At 57.0% G+C, this 19,483-nt stretch carries 17 protein-coding genes and 11 tRNA genes; 13 read left to right on the plus strand and 15 right to left on the minus strand.

Annotated features, from left to right (window positions below; genetic code table 11):
* Nucleotides 1–154 precede the first annotated feature (154 nt).
* The 5 genes from J8Z22_RS14400 to J8Z22_RS14420 all read left to right on the plus strand — a co-directional run bounded on the left by J8Z22_RS14400 (nucleotide 155) and on the right by J8Z22_RS14420 (nucleotide 6,750).
* Nucleotides 155–2,179, plus strand: a complete 2,025-nt coding sequence (locus tag J8Z22_RS14400) for an autotransporter assembly complex family protein (RefSeq protein ID WP_252006899.1) — start codon at nucleotides 155–157, stop codon at nucleotides 2,177–2,179.
* Nucleotides 2,176–5,949, plus strand: coding sequence for a translocation/assembly module TamB domain-containing protein (locus tag J8Z22_RS14405; protein WP_252006900.1), 3,774 nt, complete (start codon nucleotides 2,176–2,178; stop codon nucleotides 5,947–5,949). The genes J8Z22_RS14400 and J8Z22_RS14405 overlap by 4 nt, the downstream gene beginning before the upstream one ends.
* Nucleotides 5,942–6,088, plus strand: coding sequence for a hypothetical protein (locus J8Z22_RS14410; RefSeq protein ID WP_252006901.1), 147 nt, complete (start codon nucleotides 5,942–5,944; stop codon nucleotides 6,086–6,088). Before J8Z22_RS14405 ends, J8Z22_RS14410 begins: the two co-directional genes overlap by 8 nt.
* 29 nt (nucleotides 6,089–6,117) lie before the next feature.
* Nucleotides 6,118–6,297, plus strand: coding sequence for a YibE/F family protein (locus J8Z22_RS14415; protein ID WP_252006902.1), 180 nt, complete (start codon nucleotides 6,118–6,120; stop codon nucleotides 6,295–6,297).
* Between the two features lie 123 nt (nucleotides 6,298–6,420).
* Nucleotides 6,421–6,750, plus strand: a complete 330-nt coding sequence (locus tag J8Z22_RS14420; RefSeq protein WP_028113251.1) for a hypothetical protein — start codon at nucleotides 6,421–6,423, stop codon at nucleotides 6,748–6,750.
* A 159-nt stretch (nucleotides 6,751–6,909) separates the two neighbouring features.
* Here J8Z22_RS14420 and J8Z22_RS14425 read toward each other — a convergent pair whose 3' ends face one another.
* On the minus strand, nucleotides 6,910–7,206 hold the full coding sequence (locus J8Z22_RS14425; protein WP_252006903.1) for a YebG family protein: 297 nt from the start codon (nucleotides 7,204–7,206) through the stop codon (nucleotides 6,910–6,912).
* A 296-nt stretch (nucleotides 7,207–7,502) separates the two neighbouring features.
* Here J8Z22_RS14425 and J8Z22_RS14430 point away from each other — a divergent pair, with 296 nt between their 5' ends.
* From J8Z22_RS14430 to J8Z22_RS14465, 8 genes are all read left to right on the plus strand, one after another.
* Nucleotides 7,503–8,177, plus strand: a complete 675-nt coding sequence (locus J8Z22_RS14430) for a response regulator (RefSeq protein WP_028113253.1) — start codon at nucleotides 7,503–7,505, stop codon at nucleotides 8,175–8,177.
* Nucleotides 8,177–9,547 carry an ATP-binding protein gene (locus tag J8Z22_RS14435; RefSeq protein WP_028113254.1) on the plus strand — a complete coding sequence of 457 codons (1,371 nt, stop codon included), beginning with the start codon at nucleotides 8,177–8,179 and terminating at the stop codon, nucleotides 9,545–9,547. The genes J8Z22_RS14430 and J8Z22_RS14435 overlap by 1 nt, the downstream gene beginning before the upstream one ends.
* A 124-nt stretch (nucleotides 9,548–9,671) precedes the next feature.
* Nucleotides 9,672–10,097, plus strand: a complete 426-nt coding sequence (locus J8Z22_RS14440; RefSeq protein WP_028113255.1) for a DUF2057 family protein — start codon at nucleotides 9,672–9,674, stop codon at nucleotides 10,095–10,097.
* A gap of 55 nt (nucleotides 10,098–10,152) precedes the next feature.
* A complete protein-coding gene (locus J8Z22_RS14445; protein WP_252006904.1) occupies nucleotides 10,153–11,409 on the plus strand; it encodes an HD-GYP domain-containing protein in 1,257 nt (418 codons plus the stop codon).
* Nucleotides 11,410–11,625: 216 nt separating this feature from the next.
* On the plus strand, nucleotides 11,626–11,961 hold the full coding sequence (locus J8Z22_RS14450) for a DUF3135 domain-containing protein (RefSeq protein ID WP_252006905.1): 336 nt from the start codon (nucleotides 11,626–11,628) through the stop codon (nucleotides 11,959–11,961).
* A gap of 56 nt (nucleotides 11,962–12,017) precedes the next feature.
* Nucleotides 12,018–12,542, plus strand: a complete 525-nt coding sequence (locus J8Z22_RS14455) for a DUF4136 domain-containing protein (RefSeq protein ID WP_252006906.1) — start codon at nucleotides 12,018–12,020, stop codon at nucleotides 12,540–12,542.
* Between the two features lie 236 nt (nucleotides 12,543–12,778).
* Nucleotides 12,779–14,005: a BamA/TamA family outer membrane protein gene (locus J8Z22_RS14460; RefSeq protein ID WP_252006907.1), complete on the plus strand. Its 1,227-nt coding sequence runs from the start codon at nucleotides 12,779–12,781 to the stop codon at nucleotides 14,003–14,005.
* A 32-nt stretch (nucleotides 14,006–14,037) separates the two neighbouring features.
* Nucleotides 14,038–15,003 (plus strand): hypothetical protein, encoded by a 966-nt coding sequence (locus tag J8Z22_RS14465; RefSeq protein WP_035415854.1) that lies wholly within the window; start codon nucleotides 14,038–14,040, stop codon nucleotides 15,001–15,003.
* A 283-nt stretch (nucleotides 15,004–15,286) separates the two neighbouring features.
* Here J8Z22_RS14465 and J8Z22_RS14470 read toward each other — a convergent pair.
* The 14 genes from J8Z22_RS14470 to tolB all read right to left on the minus strand — a co-directional run bounded on the left by J8Z22_RS14470 (nucleotide 15,287) and on the right by tolB (nucleotide 19,478).
* Nucleotides 15,287–15,362: transfer RNA gene (locus J8Z22_RS14470), tRNA-Lys, on the minus strand.
* 49 nt (nucleotides 15,363–15,411) lie between these two features.
* Nucleotides 15,412–15,487 (minus strand) — tRNA-Lys (locus J8Z22_RS14475).
* Between the two features lie 49 nt (nucleotides 15,488–15,536).
* A tRNA-Lys gene (locus tag J8Z22_RS14480) sits at nucleotides 15,537–15,612 on the minus strand.
* A gap of 49 nt (nucleotides 15,613–15,661) precedes the next feature.
* Nucleotides 15,662–15,737: transfer RNA gene (locus J8Z22_RS14485), tRNA-Lys, on the minus strand.
* A gap of 49 nt (nucleotides 15,738–15,786) precedes the next feature.
* Nucleotides 15,787–15,862 (minus strand) — tRNA-Lys (locus J8Z22_RS14490).
* A 49-nt stretch (nucleotides 15,863–15,911) separates the two neighbouring features.
* Nucleotides 15,912–15,987, minus strand: a tRNA-Lys gene (locus tag J8Z22_RS14495).
* A gap of 49 nt (nucleotides 15,988–16,036) precedes the next feature.
* Nucleotides 16,037–16,112: transfer RNA gene (locus tag J8Z22_RS14500), tRNA-Lys, on the minus strand.
* A 49-nt stretch (nucleotides 16,113–16,161) separates the two neighbouring features.
* Nucleotides 16,162–16,237, minus strand: a tRNA-Lys gene (locus tag J8Z22_RS14505).
* A 49-nt stretch (nucleotides 16,238–16,286) separates the two neighbouring features.
* Nucleotides 16,287–16,362 (minus strand) — tRNA-Lys (locus tag J8Z22_RS14510).
* A 49-nt stretch (nucleotides 16,363–16,411) separates the two neighbouring features.
* A tRNA-Lys gene (locus tag J8Z22_RS14515) sits at nucleotides 16,412–16,487 on the minus strand.
* A 48-nt stretch (nucleotides 16,488–16,535) separates the two neighbouring features.
* Nucleotides 16,536–16,611: transfer RNA gene (locus tag J8Z22_RS14520), tRNA-Lys, on the minus strand.
* A 155-nt stretch (nucleotides 16,612–16,766) separates the two neighbouring features.
* Entirely contained in the window at nucleotides 16,767–17,540 is a 774-nt protein-coding gene (gene ybgF / locus J8Z22_RS14525; RefSeq protein WP_252006908.1) for a tol-pal system protein YbgF, read from the minus strand.
* Between the two features lie 16 nt (nucleotides 17,541–17,556).
* A complete protein-coding gene (gene pal / locus J8Z22_RS14530) occupies nucleotides 17,557–18,090 on the minus strand; it encodes a peptidoglycan-associated lipoprotein Pal (protein ID WP_028114972.1) in 534 nt (177 codons plus the stop codon).
* Nucleotides 18,091–18,122: 32 nt separating this feature from the next.
* Nucleotides 18,123–19,478: a Tol-Pal system beta propeller repeat protein TolB gene (gene tolB, locus J8Z22_RS14535; RefSeq protein ID WP_028114971.1), complete on the minus strand. Its 1,356-nt coding sequence runs from the start codon at nucleotides 19,476–19,478 to the stop codon at nucleotides 18,123–18,125.
* Nucleotides 19,479–19,483: the final 5 nt, after the last annotated feature.

Here is a 19,483-nt window from a genome sequence, read left to right on the forward strand (position 1 = left end):
GTCGGCTCAGTATTAAGTTAATTTTCTGATTTTTAGCCATTAGTGAGCCGCAAACGCTATCTTTTATGTATTCCGTAGAACCGGTTGATCCGCACCCAATCATGACTTGTCGCCCCATACAATGCGTCCGCTTTTCAGCCCATGAGGTAACCGGGTGATTCTGGCGCCTTTGCTGTTGTCCATCGCCATCAGCCTGCCCCCCGAAGCGAAGGCTGACACCGGGGCGCTGGCGTCATTGTCCTGGGCCGTGGACAGCGAACCGGCTCCTGCCCAGCCAACCTCCGAAGCGCCCCCTACTGAAGCCAGTCCGCCCACTTCCGCATCGGCGCAGCAAGTCCCGGCCAACAAGGTTGAGCCTGAGACTGAAGCCGAAACTGGCACGCAGCAACAAGCCCAACCCGAAGTCGAGGAAGAATCCGCCAGCAATCAGGCTGCAGAGCCGAAAAAACGTAAGCGCAAATACCGGTTGCTTAAAGAGCGTGAGCAAGAACAAGGCCCCAGCGTCAGCCTCGTCATCTCCGGCGTTCAAGGCGCTCTGTACAAGAACATCGAACTCTATCTGTCGCCGCTGCCCACCACCCGGGCCGAGCGTAACGCCTTCGCCTTTACGCTTCAGGAGCGAGTGGAAGAGGCGCTGTCGGCACTGGGCTATTACAATGCCGACATCGACATCGACGTGGATCGCAGTGTCGATCGCTGGCCCATCAACATCACGGTCAAGGCGGGTGACCCGGTGACCTACCGTCACGTGATGATCTGGCTAGAAGGGGATGCCAGTGGCGACCCGATGATGAATCAACTGGTCAACAACGCCAGCATAAAACCGGGCCAGGTCCTGCACCATGGTCGCTACCAGTCACTGAAGAACAGCCTGCTGTCCGAGGGGCTGATACGGGGTTATTTCGACGCCAAATTTGCCGTAGCCAAGCTGGAGGTCGATCGGGACAACAACCTGGCCGACCTGCTGCTGGTGTACGACAGCGGAACCCGCTATCAACTGGGGGAAGTCAGCTTTTCCGAGTTTGATTTGGAGCCCCAGCTGCTCGACGCCATGGTGCCGTTTGAGCCCGGCGATCCCTACTCCAGCGCCGCCGTCGCCCGCCTTAACAGTAACCTGCTGTCCGCAGGCTATTTTCGAGATGTTCGAGTACTGCCGCAAACGGACCAGTCTCAGGATTATCGTGTCCCGGTGGACATTCAACTGACACCGGCGTCTCGCCATACCGTGGACCTGGGGGTGGGTTACACCACGGATACCGGTCCCCGGGCCACCACCACCTGGCGCACCCCCAAGATCAACCGAGCCGGACACAGCCAGGAGCTCTCCATCGAGTTGTCAAAAAACCCGCAGATGAACTTCAACTACCGCATCCCCTTGGATCACCCCATGGACGATCAGTTGATCTTCAGCGCCCTCATCGAGAGAGACAAGTTCGGCAATCTGGAGAGTGACCAATATGGCCTGAGGGTGGCTCGACAAACCCGAATGGATGACGGCTGGCTACGCAACTACTACCTCAGAGGACTGCAGGAACAGTGGCAATTTGACGGTGATAACCTGGAATCGCAGCTGTTGCTGCCCGGCATCAGCTGGTCCAAGACCAAGCGATGGGGCAGCCCATTGGATCCACGCCGCGGATTCCGTCAGATCTACACCGTGGAACACGCCGATACCAGCCTCGGCTCAGACGTGCGCCTGACCCAGATTAAGGGGCAGTTCAAATGGGTCGACACCCCCTGGGATCAACACCGGTTTGTGCTGCGCTTTGATGGTGGCCTGACCAAAGTGGACAACGCCGACCTGGAGCAAGTGCCGCCGTCGATGCGATTTTTCGCCGGTGGTGATACCAGCATTCGAGGCTTCTCCTATCAATCTCAGGGTCCCACCAAAACCATCATCGACAACAATGGCACCCCGCAACAAGCGGTGGTCGGCGGCCGCTACCTGCTGGTGGGCAGCCTGGAATATCAGTACTACGTCAACGACAGCTGGCGTCTGGCCACCTTTGTCGACGGCGGTAACGCCTTCAATACCAACGACTTTGAGCCCGTGTATTCCGTCGGCGTCGGCCTGCACTGGCTGTCACCGGTCGGCCCCATTAAGGCAGACTTTGGCTATGGCATCAGTGAAGACAAGCCGCCGTTTCGCCTGCACCTGACCATTGGAGCCGACTTGTGAACTGGCGCCGATTGCTCAGCGGCCTGCTGGCCACGCCGATCATTATCCTGATCCTACTGGCGCTGTTGGTGGCCACCACCCCGGGGGCTCAGCTGGTGGCGGCGATCGCCGACGCTGTGGTGCCAGGGTTGTCCATTGGCCGCATCAATGGCCAGATAAACCGCAACCTGCACCTCAGCGACGTGCGCTTCGACGCCATCGACGGCCTGGCGGTGCAGGTGGACAGCCTGTCACTGGACTGGCGCCCCCGTTGCCTGTTCAATCGCACCCTGTGCAGCGACCGCCTCAACGCCAACGGCGTCCAGGTCGACATCGACATCGATGCCCTTGGCGGCGGTGATGAAGCACCCGAGGCCGCGCCCCCCCAAGACACCACCGAGTCGGGGTTCTCTCTGCCCTTTACCATTGCCGCCCAGCTGATCGAGTTGAACCGGGTGCGGGTGCGGGTGGACGACATGCACTTTGCCGTCGGCCAGCTATCGGGTTCGGCCCGTTTCACCCCAGACGTTCTGCGGGTAAACCGCCTCAATGCCACCCAGATTGCGGTGTATATTCCCAGCGGCGACGCTGCCGAGACGGTCGACGAGGCAGCACCGGCCCAGACCCCGACGCCGGACGACGCAACGCCGGAACAACAGTGGGCCATGGCCCACCTGCCCAGAGTCAGCCTACCGTTTCCCATTACCGCCCACTCGGTCAACCTGAGCCGGGCACTGGTGACCGTCGCCGACATGCAACACCGGATTGAAACGGTGGAATTCGACGCCCAATGGGCCGATACCCTGTTGCAGGTGCATCAGCTTCAGGGGCAGCATAACTGGGCCGACATCGAACTCAGCGGCAGCCTGGATTTTGTTGGCAACTGGCCCATCGACGCCGAGGCCAAAGGCACCCTGAAGCAACTGCCGTGGACCCCGGGGCTCGACGGCCAACAGTTGGACGCCAAGGTCAGCGGCAGCCTGGGCGAGCTGAATCTCGATGCTCAGTTGCACGGCCAGCAACAGGGGCAACTGAGCGGCTCGCTGATGCTGAAATCACCGCAACTGGACTACCAGGTTGAGCTCAATGCCGAGCGACTCAGCTGGCCCTTTGGCACGGATCCCCAATACCAGTTACATAAGCTGACCCTGTCCAGCCAGGGCAGCCTGCAACAACAGCGCCTCAACGCCGCCGGGCAGGGACAGGCCCTGAGCTACCCCGAGTTCCAATTTCGTACCGAGCTTGAGCACCAGCCAGGCATACTGACCCTGAATCAGGCAGCGCTCACCAGCGAACAAGGCAATGCCAGCGCCAGCGGCACTCTCAACTACCAGGATCGACTCAGCTGGCAAGCCCAGCTGAGCAGTGAGCAACTGAACCTGGCGCAACTGTTGCCACAGGTGCCGTTGGTCATTGATGGCCACCTCAGTACCCAAGGGCACTGGCAACAGCACGATTGGAAAGTGGCCGTTGCCGACGCCGATATCAGCGGCTCCTATCAGCAACAACCGTTGACGGTGCGCGGCGATGCCAGTCTGGATCACCTGTGGCGAGTCAATGCCACGGATCTCAACCTGACCCTGAATGACACCGAGTTGACGCTCAACAGCAACAGCCAGCAACACTGGGATCTGAATGGGCAACTGACACTGGCTGACGCGTCCCGCTGGCTACCACAGGCCCAGGGCAGCGCCAAGGCCCTGATACAGGTACGGGGAGACCACGACGACCCGCACGTGCAACTGCAACTGCACACCACCGACCTGGCCTATGACCAGTACCAGATGGGCACTGCCAGGCTCGACGGCGACTACTATCCACTGCGCAATCACCAATACCGCCTGCAACTGAATGCCAGCGAACTGACTCTGGCCCAGTTCGGCTTTGACAGCCTCAACGCCCGCTCAGAAGGCAACAAGACCCAGCAGCAGCTGAGCGCCGATCTCGACGGCGACGCCGATACGCCCTGGGGGGGCGCCCTGACCTTGTCCGGGGTACTGGATCCGAACTTTACCTGGTGGCAGGGCACCCTAACCGACGCCAGACTGACCACCCCGGTCGGCCCATGGCAACAACAACAGGCGGCACCGCTGACCTTCTCGTTCGCCAGCCAGGCCTTCGTGGTCAGCGAACACTGCTGGCAGGGGCCGGCCGCCAGCTTGTGTCTGCCGATCCCCGCCAACGTGGGCACCAGTGGCGCCGCCGAACTGACCCTCAAGGCCAGCCTGCCCACCGCCATTGCGCCGCTGCTGCCGGCCGAGATGAAGCTCAACGCCGACATCGACGCCGACATCCACACCACCTGGCTGCCGGGACAACTGCCGAAAGTCCGCGCCTACCTGCGCAGTGAACAGGGCGAAGTGGTGGTCCAGAGTGACAGCCGCCGCACACCGGTTCACCTGCCGTGGCAACGGCTGAATCTGGATGGAGACCTGTCTCAACAGGGGCTGAACCTGAAACTGGCGCTGGACAGTGACCGGCCGTTGGTCCGCTCTGACATCACTCTGGCGCCTGAAGCACCCTATTCGATGCAGGGGTTTGCACGGCTGAACAACTTCGACCTGACCCCGCTGGCCAAGGCACTGCCGAAGGTGGCCGAACTGCACGGCATCCTCAGCGCCGACATCCGTCTGGAGGGGGATCTGGACACGCCGCTGCTCAACGGACAGCTTCAGTTGAAACAGGGACTGCTGACCAGTGCCGTCAACCCGACCGAACTGCACGATATCGACATTGCCCTGACACTGGATGGCCAGCGCGCCAACCTCAGCAGCGAACTCTATATCGGTGATGGGCCGGCCCAAGCCCATGGCTGGCTGGACTGGTCCAAGGAACAGCTGGAACTGGACATCAACCTCGACGGCGATCGTCTCGACGTACTCAAGCCACCGATGCTGATCGCCGAAGCCTCGCCGTCGCTGCGCCTGACCAAGACCCAACAAGCGATGTCGGTTACCGGCCGCATCGACATTCCCAAGGCCACCCTGACTCTGGCACAGCTGCCGGAGGGGGGTGTAGCGGTCTCGGATGATGTGGAGTTTGTGGATCTTCGCGCCGATACCGAATCGGAGCCGCCGGCTCCCTTCGCCATGGATCTGCAACTGAACATTGGCGATGAAGTGACCGTCTCCGGCATGGGAGTCAATGGTCGCCTCGGGGGCCAGCTGACCCTGCGCCAGAAAGCCAGCCAGACACCACAACTCTTCGGTGACATCAACCTGCTGGATGGACGCTTTGCCGCCTTTGGCCAGCGGCTGACCATTCGACGGGGCAAGGTCATCTTTAACGGCCCGCCGACCCTGCCAACGCTGGACGTAGAAGCCATCCGAGAGATCAAATCCGAAAACGTCGTGGCAGGCATTCGCCTCGGCGGCGCCGTTAATGCCCCGCAGATGACCCTGTTCTCCAACCCAACCATGGAGCAACAGGAGATTCTGTCCTACATCACCCAAGGCCGCGGCCTAAGCAGCACCGACGGTGGCAACGCCCTGTGGGCCTCGGCAGCGGTGAACCTGGGGCTGGCCCAGACCGGCGGCATGCTAACCACCATTGGCGAAGAGTTAGGATTTTCCAACGTCAATGTCGGCACCGAAGGCGATGGCGACGAAGCTCAGGTGGCGATCAGTGGCTACATTGGCGAAAAGATATTCTTAAAATATGGGGTCAATATATTTGAGCCCATCACCGAAGTAACCATTCGCTACTATTTGCAGAATCGGTTGTGGATTGAGGGGATCAATAACACACTAAAAGACTCTCTCGATATCTATTACAGTTTCGACATTGAATAACCGAACCAGTATTCGGTGGTTCTGGCGCTCGGTCTACGGCAGCGCCAAGGGACTGGATACGCCGCGGATGAGGATCAAGATTGTGGTCAACTTCATTCTGGTGCCCCGCTATCACCACAACTGTGCATTGGCGACTTAAGGCACCGGTTCAAGCCTCCTCAGGAAACAATGGAAGATGACACCTCCCTGGCCGGCGGTGTCGGCATCGTCCTGACCATCCCGCTGACTGCCTGGCTATCGCACCTGATATTTCGCCACAGCCCGAAGTGCTCCCCGCAAAGGCACACGGACAAAGAAACGCAAGCGATTGAAGGCAATAAGATTATCTCCAAAGTGGTAGGAAACTGAGACCGGAGTATGACTCCGCTCGCAGAAATGCAGGTCTAAAACGTAAGACAATACTGACCATCATTGACCCATGCCCTAGCCGGCTGAATCACAGCGGCTTTCGAGGGACTTTAAGGAGACTCTATGTGGTGGAGAATCACTCTGCTTGCCCTGGCCTACCTCGTCATGGGTGCCCACTTTCTTCGCTATGGCAATGCCATCGCCGCGGTGCTGATCACCGCCGCGCCACTGTTGCTCTTCAGTAAGCGTGCCATCACTGTGACTCTGCTGCAGCTGGGGCTGGTGGCGGGCACATTGTTTGTGTGGTTACCCACCGCCTACAGGCTGATTTCGATGCGGCTGTCTTTCGATCAACCTTGGATTCGAATGGCGATCATCCTTGGCAGTGTCATGCTGTGTAATCTGCTGATCGCCTGGGCTGCTGGCGCCTTGAAGCGGCGTTTTCAGGGCTAATTTACCTCCAATGAGGTAGCAGGGCCTCATCGGTGCTCATGGTAAAATGACGACACTGGGTTATCGCACAGACAGTGCTAACCAAGTAATCATCATTATTTTCCTGCAACCTATTCTTGCAAGCCGGCTCGATTGAGCCGGTTTTTTTATGCTTGGGGATCAGGCGGCTTTTTCGGCTGGCGCCTTGGCCGCCTTCTTGGCGGGAGCTTTGGCCGCTGGCGGGGCTTTCTTCTTGCCCTTTAGCGCCTGCATCACCGCCTCTTTCTGCTCCGCCAGGTACAACGCCAGACCTTCACTGACGCCGTCATCCTCTATCAGGCCACTGGCCCGCAGCACCCCTTCCAGCTCATCGGCAATGTCCAACATTTTGTCATAAGCATCCGCCTCAGCTTTGCTGGCAAAGGTCATTTTCTCTTCTCCATCCCGCTCAACTACGTATTTTACGATGACTGCCATTTCGGCTCCCCCGATCGATTAACTTTGCGCCAGCCTACCTAAATGCTGTATATAAATACAGGCTTTATAGGGTTCGATTTGATGGTCATCAAAAAAAGGCGGTTATCGCCAGTCAAAACTGCAACCCGACAGCGTACAACGAGCCTCTGAGTTCAACTCACGTGACCTAAGCCTCAGTATTTATGCTAGTTTTCAATGCATGTGGTATTGTTCAGGAAAGATTCAGAGCTTCAGCACTATGCTTTCACCCTAACATTGTGAGCACGCCGAGCCCTTATCGCCGATTTGAGGACAACATGAAAATACTGGTTATTGAAGACGATGCCCTGTTACGCCATCACCTTAAGGTTCGCCTGACCGAAATGGGCAATCAGGTCATGGCTTCCGAAACCGCCGGCGAGGGACGCTACCTGGCAGAAAACTACCCGGTCGACATCGCGGTGGTGGATCTGGGGCTGCCCGATCAGGACGGCATCGACCTGATTCAGCACCTGAGAGACAACGACTTCCGTCAGCCGATTCTGATCCTGACTGCTCGTGATCACTGGAAAGACAAGGTGGCCGGGCTTAACGCCGGTGCCGATGACTACCTGGTCAAACCGTTTCAGGTTGAGGAGTTGATCGCCCGACTCAACGCCTTGGTGCGCCGCAGCGCCGGTTTTGTCAAACCGGTGATCGAGTGTGAGCACCTGTCTCTGGACATGGGGGCCAAGCAAGCCACCATGGGCGGCGACGAACTGGAACTGACCGCATTCGAGTACCAGATTCTCGAATACCTGATGCGCCACCATCAACAGGTAATCTCCAAGCAGAGACTGCTGGACATCCTGTATCAGGATAAAGAGGGGGATCCCAATACCATCGAGGTCATGATCTCTAGGCTGAGGAAGAAGCTGAGCCTAGGCGGCCTGGACAACCCCATCGTCACCATTCGAGGGCAAGGCTACCGCTTTAATCTGGTATGCGGCTAATGAAGGCGCTGTTCTCCAAGCGTCCGCGGCTACAGCGTCGGCTGATGATGACCTCACTGGCCATCATCGCCCTCGCCTCCTGGGCGCTGGCCGAGGTGATCAATCAGCAGAAAGTGCAGGACTTTTACGTCGACCAAACCAACGACATCATCGCTCGGCTGCCAATGATTGCCGCCGAATTACGGCTGGAGGGGATGTTGCCGCAAAGCATCAACCCCATCGAGGACTACCAGTCCATTCCTCACAAAAGCGATTACCTGCTGATCACCTGCGTTAACGGCCTGCGTGATCACTACACCTCATCGGAAGAAGCCAGAAAGCGCAGCCTGCAAGACACCTGCAACCGCGTCCGACAGGAAGCAAAGAGCAACACTCCGCCCTACCTGATGACCCTGGCCGACGACCGCATGTACTCCATCGTCAAGGTGCCGGTGAGCATCAACCAAAAATCCTATGACCTGCTGGTGCTCAGGGATGCCGAGCGCATTCAGCGGAAACTGGCCGAGAGCACACGCAAGACCTATTTCCGCGTTGGCCTGTTTATTCCCCTGTCCGGGCTGTTGCTGGTGGGGGCCGGTTTCTGGGGGCTACGACCGTTGCGGCGGTTGTCTCAGGAGGTAAAGGGGATTCTAAAAGGCGATAATGAGCAGCTGTCGTCCGACTATCCGGTGGAGCTAACCGAAGTCACCCAGGCACTCAATGAACTGATAGATCAGGAGAAGCACCAACGCCAGACCTATCAGCACGCCATGAAGGATCTGGCTCACAGCCTGAAAACCCGCTTGGCCGCCACCAATGCCATTATGGAAGATCGCAACCTGAGCGAGAGCGGCCGTCAGCAGGAGATACTGTCGCAACTGGGACAGATGGACCAGATCATTCAATACCAACTTCGACGGGCGGTGGTCGGTCGCCAGGGCCTGACCCGGGAACAGGCCGAGATCTTGCCGACGGTGGAACAGCTGACCAATATGCTTGGCAAGGTCTACCAGGAGAAACGGATTCGGGTTGAGCTACAGATTGACCGCCTGGCCCGTTTCCCCGGCAATCAGGACGATTTGATGGAGATGCTGGGTAACCTGCTGGAAAACGCCTACCGCTTTGCCATCAGCACCGTTCGAATTCGCGCCTGGATCGGCGTGGATGGCGGACTGTGCATGGCCATAGAAGACGATGGTCCGGGTATCGAACCGGAAATGCGGCAATCAGTACTGGAGCGCGGTGTTCGCGCCGACCGCCGCAACCCCGGCCAGGGCATCGGCCTGGCGGTGGTGCACGACATCGTATTGAGCTACAAGGGCACCATGACCATCGATGACTCCGAACTGCGGGGCGCCCAGATTCGCCTCGATTTCGAGCCCTCCCGCTAGCCCCATCATTGCCCGGCACCAGGCCGGGCGATGTTTTTTTACGCTAAACTCATTTTATTGTGAACTCGATCACGAACTTTGCCGGTCTGTTTCTAAGAATCCGGTAAAGAATGAGGAAAATGAGATGAAAGCACTCCTGTTAATTGCAGCCACCACTCTTTCTCTGTCGTTGTCTGCAGAGACGCTGCACCTGGGCGATAACGTTCGAGTGATCGCCATCAACGGCAAGCCGGTACCGGCCTACGTCGATACCATCACCCTGACCAAGGGCCCACAACAGATCACCGTTCGTTACGATGTGCTGTTTGAACCCGATGCCGACAGCCATGCCTTTATTCGCTCAGAACTGCACCAGCTGCAATTTGTCGCCAAAGGCAGCGGCGATTACTACCTGAATGCCCCGAGCCCATCGACCGCCAAAGAAGGCAAGATGCTGGCCAACCAGCCACAGTTTACGCTTCAGGATCAGTCCCGCCAGACGGTAAACCATTCACTGAAATCCCATACCGAATTGTTTAACCAACTGCAGCCTGCGGGCAATCAGTTCTAGACAGTCCAAATCGATTGCGAGAAAATGCCGGTAACAGAATCAGTTACCGGCATTTATGAGCAGTTCTATCAGAAAAGTATCCGTCGACCAGTTGCAGGTTGGCAACTACATTCGACTCCCGATCTCCTGGCGCGAACACCCTTTTATGTTTAACAGCTTCAAGCTCAAGAGCCCGCAGCAGATCCTACTTCTGAAGAAACTCAACCTGTCCCATGTTCTGGTCGATGTGAAACGCAGCGACACTCAGGTATTAAGCTCGCCAGCCCTGCCGGACCTGGCCGAGTCCAAAGCCGATCTGGATAAGATCAATCAGCAGATGCAACAGCAGAAACAGCAGGGCATCGAAGAGCTGAAGCAGTTTCGCAAAGAGTTCAAGAAACACGAGCGCGAATACGCCGACTCCCTGACCCAGTTGCGGGCCATCAACAACAAGCTGACCCTCAAGCCAATGGATGCCCTTGGACAGTGCTCCAAGCTGGTAAAACAGATGGCCGCCAGCCTCAGCGGCGGCAGCCAGGTGACGCTGCACCTGATGAACGACGACATCCGCCCCGATGATCCCAACTACCACTACCTCAACGTCACCGTGTTGGCGATGATGCTGGCCAAGCAGGTGGGAATGACCGAGGAGGAGGTCATCTTGGTGGGTCAGGGTGCCATGCTGCACGACTGCGGCAAACTGCTGCAACCCAAATCCCTGACCATGAAGAAGCAACCCACCCGCAGCGAGCTGATTGAGCTGCAGCGGCATACGACCCTGGGCCAGGAGCTGTTGCGCAACCAGAAACACCTACCTCGGGCCATCACCGCCATGATTGGTCAGCACCATGAATTTCTCGATGGCTCAGGTTACCCCAAGGGGTTGAAAGAGAAAGACATCGAACCCCTGGCTCAGCTGATTGCCGTGGTCAACACCTATGACGACCTGTGCCACCCCAGGGACAAGAGTAAGACCCGTCCTCCGGGCACCGTATTGGGGCTGCTGTACAAGGCCTTTAAGACCAAGCTCAACAACCACTACGTTCAGCAGTTCATCAAGATGATGGGGGTCTACCCTCCGGGCAGCGTGGTTCAGCTCTCCAGCGGCCAGTTTGGCCTGGTAACGTCGGTGAACTCCCACAAGCTGCTGTACCCCTCGGTGCTGGTGTACGACCCGGCGGTACCTCGCCAAGAAGCCGCCGCCATCGCCATCGACACCCAGGGTCTGACCATTGAGCGTTCCATCCTGGCATCGGCGCTGACACCGGAAGCGTTTCAGTACCTGAGTCCTAAAGAACGGATGTCCTACTTCTACGACACCCGCCAGGCCTAATCGCCCAGGCTTTTCGCCGCGACCGGCCCGCCAGCCGGTCGCGGCCACCTTCCCATTTTCCTACGGCAAGATGCTCAATTTCATTCCCTTTCTCATTTGACCAATCTGTGATCAGGGTCAATATTTACTGCTGATAGTCGCAAACGCGATGCCCCCTCACTGAGCGACAGTCGGGCGCCGCGGCAAACGGCGTGACACGGTGGCAGGAGGTAAGGCATGACCACACTACCCAGTTTTGACGAGATGATGCGCATGGCAAAAGAGGAGCCCCAAGCCCTGGAAGCGTTGCGGGCCCGCACCATCGAGCAAACCATTGCCACTGCCAATCCCAGCAACCAACCTCAGCTCAGAGCCCTGCAACATCGCATCGACGTGACCATCAGCCGGGCCAGTGGCCCTTGCCAGAGCATGGTGCAGCTGTCCAACATGATGCACGACAAGCTGGCGCTGCTGAATACCGCCTTTCAAAACCCAGATGCCCTCAGGCATCAACAAGCCAGTGTGACTCCGTTTCGCCCTGGATCGCCTAGAAACTCGGCGGCAAACCATTGACACCAAGGGTTAAGTCGCGCTATCAACAAGGAAAGAGTGGCATCAAGGAGCGTCCAGTGAAACTCATCCCCCTCTGCTTAGCCTTGGTACTGGCCGGCTGCTCCGGCAACCGCACTGACGTCGATTATGATCCAGAATTCAACTTCGCCGCCGTACAGCAGGTCAGCCTGCTGCCCAGCCAGCACAACAACGATCCGCTGAACGCCCGCCGGGCCGACGATGCCCTGAAACGGATACTGACTCAGCAAGGCTGGACAGTGGAACCGGACAGTGCCATAAAGCTGCAACTGACTCTGTGGCAACAAACCGAAGCCAATGACAGTAACTTCTCCATTGGCATTGGCGGCGGCCGCAGCAGTGGCAGCAGCAGCATTGGCGGCTCAGTTTCGGTGCCGGTCTCCGATCCTGTGGCGGACTACCAGCAGTTTCGCATCGACATGTTCCACGACCAAAAACAGGTCTGGCGCAGCATTGACCGCTATAAAATCAACAGCAGAGACAGCGCCGAAAAACGCCAGCAAAAAACCGACGAAACCCTGCAGCGGATGTTCGCCTCACTGCCTCAGGTAAACGCTCAGTAATTTTAATCCGGGCAGCTGTCACTGCCCGGTGGTTCAGACCCGATTCAGCACCCAGCCCCTATCCTTGCCCGCTGATAACACCATTCACCCTCTGAGCACGCTTCCGGCATTACCGCCCGGCAAGGCATCATCAGACCAGCCGGCGCCGATCGCCTTCGGGTACCAAATTGAAAATAAAAGGGTTTGTACTTATTGGCGGGCTATATGGCTACTGCGCGACCGCCAGTGATCTCACCATGCCGTCACTGTCCGAATTGCAGCCCAGCATCGAAGCCGCCAAGCAGGGATTGGCACAACTGGAAGCTGATATCGAGGCACTGGAGCGGCGCCTGGACGACGCTTCTGTCCTCAACGACGAGCGACGTCAACTGGAACAACAACTGACCCATTTGCAGCAGCAGCGTAAGCGCTACATCGAACACCAAGGGCTGTCGATGCTATCGCTGGTCGGTGGGCCCGCCTACACCCCAGAACTGGGTACTCTGCTGGCCATCGGCGGCCTTTACTCCTTCAGCACCGACCGTTTGACGCCTGAGTTACAACGCTCCAGCGTCGGTGCCTTTTTCCTGGTGAATCAGGGCGAAGGCGACACCGGCTTTGCGGTGCGCTCCAAGCAGAACCTGTTCTTTGATCACAATCGCATTCGATTCACCGGGGAACTGCGAGCCGGAGTGCAAAGCAGCCACTTCTGGGGCGTCGGCTATCAGGCAGGCGAACGTCAGGACGCCAGCGACCAGACCCTGATGAAGGCCACCAACCTGGATTATCGCGCCAACCTCAGCTATAAAATCGCCGACGACCTGTACCTGGGACCGGCGTTCGCCCTCCACTACTACCGGCCGGATGAACAGAGCATTCCAGCGTCCGCCTGGGAGGACGACAATTTCCAGAGCTACTATCAGCAGCCATTGTCGGTGGGCATCGGTGCCACGTTGCAATACGACAGCCGCGATGTGGCCGTGAATGCCTGGCGGGGCCAGTATTTGAACCTGGAGCTGCTTGCTTATCGAGACGGCCTTGGCAGCGACCTTGAATTTGAAAAAGGACTGCTGGATTACCGCTACTATTGGCCTTTGGCCAAGGGCAGAGTACTGGCCTTCTACAATGCGCTGCAGTGGTCCGGGGGCGATGTCCCCTACTACGCCCTGCCCCAATTGGGTGGAATGCGATCCATGAGAGGCATCTACCTGGGGCGGTACCGGGATAACAATACCGTCGAGCACACCACCGAGTACCGGCATACCTTTCGTTATCGCGATGGGTCACTGACCAACCATGGCATGGTGCTGTGGGCTGGCCTGGGCTCAATTGCCCACCATACTGGCGACCTGTATCAAGACACCCTGTACAGCTATGGCATCGGCTATCGGTACGAACTGCAGCCGAGAATGAATGTACGGGTGGATCTCGGTGTCAGTGACAACGACACCGGCTTCTATTTCAACTTCACCGAAGCCTTTTAAGGCGTATTCGCCGTCTTCCATAAAGAGCCATCATGACAGCCACATTCCGCTACTTAACCGCCCTGACTCTATTGATTCAGTTGCCGACGGCCTACGCCGAACAACCACTGGCGACCACCGTCGACCAACAACTGACGCCGGCGCACTGGAGTCGGTTGCCACTGCTGGGTGAGCAAGCCAAAGCCAGGGGACACGAGTTGCCCTCTCCCATTGGGGTCAGCTTGTTCTTCAATCAGATCAACGCCGACTACATTGCCAAAGACGATTTCTCAGTCCAGGTGGATGGCGGCCTGCTCGGCGGCTGTACCCTCAAAGGCTGTCAACCGGACGGAAATTTCAACAGCTACCGCATTCCCGCCGAGGACGTCAGCATCAGCGGTGAAGATCGCAGCGTACAGTTGAAGATTGATGCCTGGATTCTGCCTTTCTGGAATGTGTACGCCCTGTTTGGCCACACCGAAGGCAGCAAGGACATTCGAGCCAAACTGGACAATGTCGAGGGCCTGCCCAACGTCCCCGACGGCATTGTGCTGCCTATCCCCATCGATTACACCGCCACCAACTATGGCCTGGGTACCGTCCTGGCCGGCCAGGTAGACTTAGTCGAGGGATGGCATCCATTCGTGGTCATGGGCGTGGGCGCACTGGTCAAGGCCAACACCAACACCACCGACAGCGTCATCAAAACCCGCATCGCCTCCCTGAGGCTGGGACAACGTTACGACGTCGGCGGCAATAAACTGGCCTGGTTCCTGGCCTATAACCATCAGAACGTCAATCAGCGGGTCAGCGGCTCCTACAACTTTGCCGGGGTGCCGCAGTTGGCACCGATCATGGAAGAGGTGCGCTTTGACCTGGATCTGGCCAAGGAGGAAACTGAAAACCTGGCCATCAGCCTCAACTACGACTTCGGCCACGGCAACAACTGGAACCTGTATGCAGAGTACGGCTTTCTCAATTGGCAACACCTGATCGTCGGTGTCGGCCGCCGCTTCTAATCGGCATCTGGGCGCCTGTGCGCCCTTTATTGTGCCGTCATGCCACTGAGCGGCCCCAGACACCGCCCTCAATCAACCAAGCCAAACAACCGACGCACAGACCGCTTAATTGCGGTGTTCAACAGCCAGACGCACAACGACTAGGGTGCCAACAGGTTTAAAACAGGGAGGGTCATCAACAACATGGCCAAGCAGGCTCGGCCAGCACCGAATTCAACGTCACAAAGGAGTACGCTACCACGGCAGCAGCCAAATGGCCTAAGGGGGAGTATTTCAAAGAAAATGGTGGGTCGTGAAGGATTCGAACCTTCGACCAATTGGTTAAAAGCCAACTGCTCTACCAGCTGAGCTAACGACCCAGGTTATCTTGTGCCCTGCCGCCCACCTGGAGTGCCGACAAGAAAGAAGTGGTGGGTCGTGAAGGATTCGAACCTTCGACCAATTGGTTAAAAGCCAACTGCTCTACCAGCTGAGCTAACGACCCACGTTATCTTGTGCCCTGCCGCCCACCTGAAGTGCCGACAAGAAAGAAGTGGTGGGTCGTGAAGGATTCGAACCTTCGACCAATTGGTTAAAAGCCAACTGCTCTACCAGCTGAGCTAACGACCCACGTTATCTTGTGCCCTGCCGCCCACCTGAAGTGCCGACAAGAAAGAAGTGGTGGGTCGTGAAGGATTCGAACCTTCGACCAATTGGTTAAAAGCCAACTGCTCTACCAGCTGAGCTAACGACCCACGTTATCCTGTGCCCTGCCGCCCACCTGAAGTGTCGACAAGAAAGAAGTGGTGGGTCGTGAAGGATTCGAACCTTCGACCAATTGGTTAAAAGCCAACTGCTCTACCAGCTGAGCTAACGACCCACGTTATCTTGTGCCCTGCCGCCCACCTGAAGTGCCGACAAGAAAGAAGTGGTGGGTCGTGAAGGATTCGAACCTTCGACCAATTGGTTAAAAGCCAACTGCTCTACCAGCTGAGCTAACGACCCACGTTATCCTGTGCCCTGCCGCCCACCTGAAGTGTCGACAAGAAAGAAGTGGTGGGTCGTGAAGGATTCGAACCTTCGACCAATTGGTTAAAAGCCAACTGCTCTACCAGCTGAGCTAACGACCCACGTTATCTTGTGCCCTGCCGCCCACCCGAAGTGTCGACAAGAAAGAAGTGGTGGGTCGTGAAGGATTCGAACCTTCGACCAATTGGTTAAAAGCCAACTGCTCTACCAGCTGAGCTAACGACCCACGTTATCTTGTGCCCTGCCGCCCACCCGAAGTGTCGACAAGAAAGAAGTGGTGGGTCGTGAAGGATTCGAACCTTCGACCAATTGGTTAAAAGCCAACTGCTCTACCAGCTGAGCTAACGACCCACGTTATCTTGTGCCCTGCCGCCCACCTGAAGTGTCGACAAGAAAAAAGTGGTGGGTCGTGAAGGATTCGAACCTTCGACCAATTGGTTAAAAGCCAACTGCTCTACCAGCTGAGCTAACGACCCACGTTATCTTGTATGCTGCCACGCACCAAGTGCGGACAAGCGAATAAGTGGTGGGTCGTGAAGGATTCGAACCTTCGACCAATTGGTTAAAAGCCAACTGCTCTACCAGCTGAGCTAACGACCCACTCGATTGTCGTCTGAGATGCCTCATCCGACGGGCGGCTATAATACCAATTTCGCTTTGGCGTGCAACTGGAAATCTGTCTTTTTTGGCCTTTTGCGCACAAAAACAACTAAGCGGTCAAAAAAGAGATTCTGCAGCCAGTGAAATTCTCTAACTTAGCCTTTTGACAGCTCTTTTTTCGCCAATTTGGCGGCATTGGAGTTGCCATATTCCTTCACCACGCGATTGAAATATTGCGTAGCACCGGCCTTATCTCCGCTCTCGGCGGCGATCAGTCCCAGCTTCAACAACGAATCGGCGCGTTTAGCGGAATCCGGATACTGAGAAACAACGGTATTAAAGGCCGTCTTAGCTTCAGTCAGTTCGCCCTTGTTGAACAGCAACTGCCCCAACCAATAGTGGGAGTTAGCAGTATAGGAAGACTGAGGGTAGTTTTCGATAAACTGCCGAAACGCCGGAATGGCATCGTCGTAACGACGCTGTTTCAGCACCAGATCCACCGCTTGCTGATAAGCCTCGGCTTCAGACAGGGACAGGTTAGGCGTCGCCACCGCTGCACTGCCGCCACTGGCGGGGGTGCCTGCGCTGGGTAAGGAAGCCCCGCTTTTCAGCTGGGTCTCGATGCGACTCAATTCCTGATACAACTGACGCTGGCGCTCGACCATCTGTTGAACCTGGTACTGCTGGCTTTCAATTTGACCACGCAATTCAGACACTTCTGCCTGAAGCTGATCAAACATCTGCTGCATCTGCAGTTGAGCCTGGTTGCGCGCTTTCATTAGGCGCTCAAGACGGCTAACGCGAGAATTCAGGTCGGTGCCGGAAAGAGACGGGGAGGTGTTTTCAGCTGCTTCTATAACGGGAGCGGGCGCAGCCTGAAGCTGCGCCCCCATGAATAGAAGAGCTGTTGCAATAACAGCTTTCTTCATAAGTTAACCGTATCGATTAGTAAACCAGTACCGCGCGACGGTTCTTAGCGTGAGCGGCTTCGGTAGCGGAACCGTCCAGAGGCTTCTCTTCACCGTAAGATACGATGGAGATTTGAGAGGACAGTACGCCCAGACCCTGCAGGTAACGGGATACCGCTTTAGCACGACGCTCGCCCAGGGCGATGTTGTACTCAGGGGTACCACGCTCATCAGCATGGCCTTCAATCAGAACTTTAACACCTGGGTTTTCAATCAGGTAGTTAGCGTGAGCTTCCAGCAATTCGCCGAACTCAGCCTGGATGTCGCTGCGATCGAAGTCAAAGTACAGGATGTGCTCTTTACGCAGTTCCTGGTACTTCAGGCGCTGTTGCTCAGCAGGAGTCAGTACTGGCTCAATGGCGCCAGTCTGTACACCGCTGTCTACGGCTTGCTCATTGGTAGTGTTACCAGTCTGGGACTGGCTGTCGCTATCAGAGGTACTGGAACACGCTGTCAGCGCCAGAGCCGGTACAGCAATCAGCATACCTTTGAGTAGGCTATTCAGTTTCATCTGAGTTTTCCTTTTAAATAATTTCTTTCCAATCAAAGATAAGGCGACCAAGAAGGCGCTTTCACACTGCCTACCTGAGTCGGAATTCGCGCCTTAAATCGGCCGTCCACCGACACGGCAGCCAGAACCTGGCGGCCATTGTGACTCGTCCCATAAATGATCATGGTGCCATTCGGGGCAACACTTGGGGATTCATCCAGATAGGTTTCGGTCAACACATCCATAAAGCCGGTAGTCAGCTCCATGCGAGCAATGTGGTAACGTCCGTTGGTCCGGTTCACCATCACCAAGTAACGACCATCCGGTGTAATAGAACCACCGAGGTTCCACTCCCCCTGGAAGGTCAAACGCTGGATCCTTCCGGTATCCAAATATACGCGATAAATCTGCGGTCGACCACCCCGTTCAGACGTGAAAATCAACGATTTACCATCCGGGTGCCAGCTGGGTTCGGTGTCAATGGCATAATGGTTGGTAATGCGTCGCAACGCTTTACTGGCCAAATCCATGACGTAGATCTCAGAGTTGCCGTCTTTTGACAGGCTCATCGCCATCTGCTTGCCGTCCGGCGACCACGCCGGCGAGCCATTGATGCCTTCAAAGCTGGTCAGCCGTTGGCGCTGCTGGGTGTACAGATCCTGAATGTAGATCTCGGAACGGTTCTTCTCGAACGACACGTACGCCAGTTTGCGGCCGTCTGGTGACCACGATGGCGACATCAGCGGCTCCTTAGAACGCAACAACACCTTTTCGTTATAGCCATCATAGTCGGCTACTCGAAGCTGAAACTTGAATGCATCGGCATCATCCACGGTCACGTAGCTGATGCGAGTCAGGAACGCCCCCTTGATGCCGGTCAGGGCTTCATAGACCAGATCGGAGATGCGGTGGCCGTACTGGCGGAACTGGCTGCCACGGATCACCGTGTCACGCCCCTCGAGGATGTGATCCTGAGTCTGCACCAACTTGCCGTTCTGCAGTCCGCGACTGTCACCGCCGGTCATCTGCGCCCGAACCAGGTCCACCAACTCAAAACTGACCTGGTACTGATCTGGACCAAACTCACTGACCTTGCCCACCACTACCGCTTCGGCGCCGGTCTCGATCCAGGCTTTGAGGTTCAGCTCGGCGGCCGATCCGACCCGACTGGGCATCAGCCCCTGGGCAATGGGGTTAAAGGTCCCGGAACGACGCAGGTCGGAAGAGACCACATCGGCGATCTGCTCAGGCATGGCGCCCTGGCCTTCCCAGACAAAAGGCACCACGGCAACCGGGCGGGCTGCATCGATGCCTTCGGTTATCACAATTTCCAATGTGGCCCGGGCCGGCATTGCCACCAGGGTGAACAGCGCCAAACACGCCATCATTACTCGTTGTTTTAATCTCATCTGGC

Origin of the sequence: Ferrimonas sp. SCSIO 43195 (assembly GCF_023716685.1) — a bacterium.
Classification (GTDB): domain Bacteria; phylum Pseudomonadota; class Gammaproteobacteria; order Enterobacterales; family Shewanellaceae; genus Ferrimonas; species Ferrimonas kyonanensis.

Coding starts and splice junctions, on each gene's coding strand:
- pal (WP_028114972.1), bottom strand. CDS start 18,090: ATGAAACTGAATAGCCTACTCAAAGGTATGCTGATTGCTGTACCGGCT.
- J8Z22_RS14420 (WP_028113251.1), top strand. CDS start 6,421: ATGTGGTGGAGAATCACTCTGCTTGCCCTGGCCTACCTCGTCATGGGT.
- J8Z22_RS14465 (WP_035415854.1), top strand. CDS start 14,038: ATGACAGCCACATTCCGCTACTTAACCGCCCTGACTCTATTGATTCAG.
- J8Z22_RS14425 (WP_252006903.1), bottom strand. CDS start 7,206: ATGGCAGTCATCGTAAAATACGTAGTTGAGCGGGATGGAGAAGAGAAA.
- tolB (WP_028114971.1), bottom strand. CDS start 19,478: ATGAGATTAAAACAACGAGTAATGATGGCGTGTTTGGCGCTGTTCACC.
- J8Z22_RS14430 (WP_028113253.1), top strand. CDS start 7,503: ATGAAAATACTGGTTATTGAAGACGATGCCCTGTTACGCCATCACCTT.
- J8Z22_RS14435 (WP_028113254.1), top strand. CDS start 8,177: ATGAAGGCGCTGTTCTCCAAGCGTCCGCGGCTACAGCGTCGGCTGATG.
- ybgF (WP_252006908.1), bottom strand. CDS start 17,540: ATGAAGAAAGCTGTTATTGCAACAGCTCTTCTATTCATGGGGGCGCAG.
- J8Z22_RS14450 (WP_252006905.1), top strand. CDS start 11,626: ATGACCACACTACCCAGTTTTGACGAGATGATGCGCATGGCAAAAGAG.
- J8Z22_RS14440 (WP_028113255.1), top strand. CDS start 9,672: ATGAAAGCACTCCTGTTAATTGCAGCCACCACTCTTTCTCTGTCGTTG.
- J8Z22_RS14460 (WP_252006907.1), top strand. CDS start 12,779: ATGCCGTCACTGTCCGAATTGCAGCCCAGCATCGAAGCCGCCAAGCAG.
- J8Z22_RS14445 (WP_252006904.1), top strand. CDS start 10,153: ATGAGCAGTTCTATCAGAAAAGTATCCGTCGACCAGTTGCAGGTTGGC.
- J8Z22_RS14415 (WP_252006902.1), top strand. CDS start 6,118: ATGGAAGATGACACCTCCCTGGCCGGCGGTGTCGGCATCGTCCTGACC.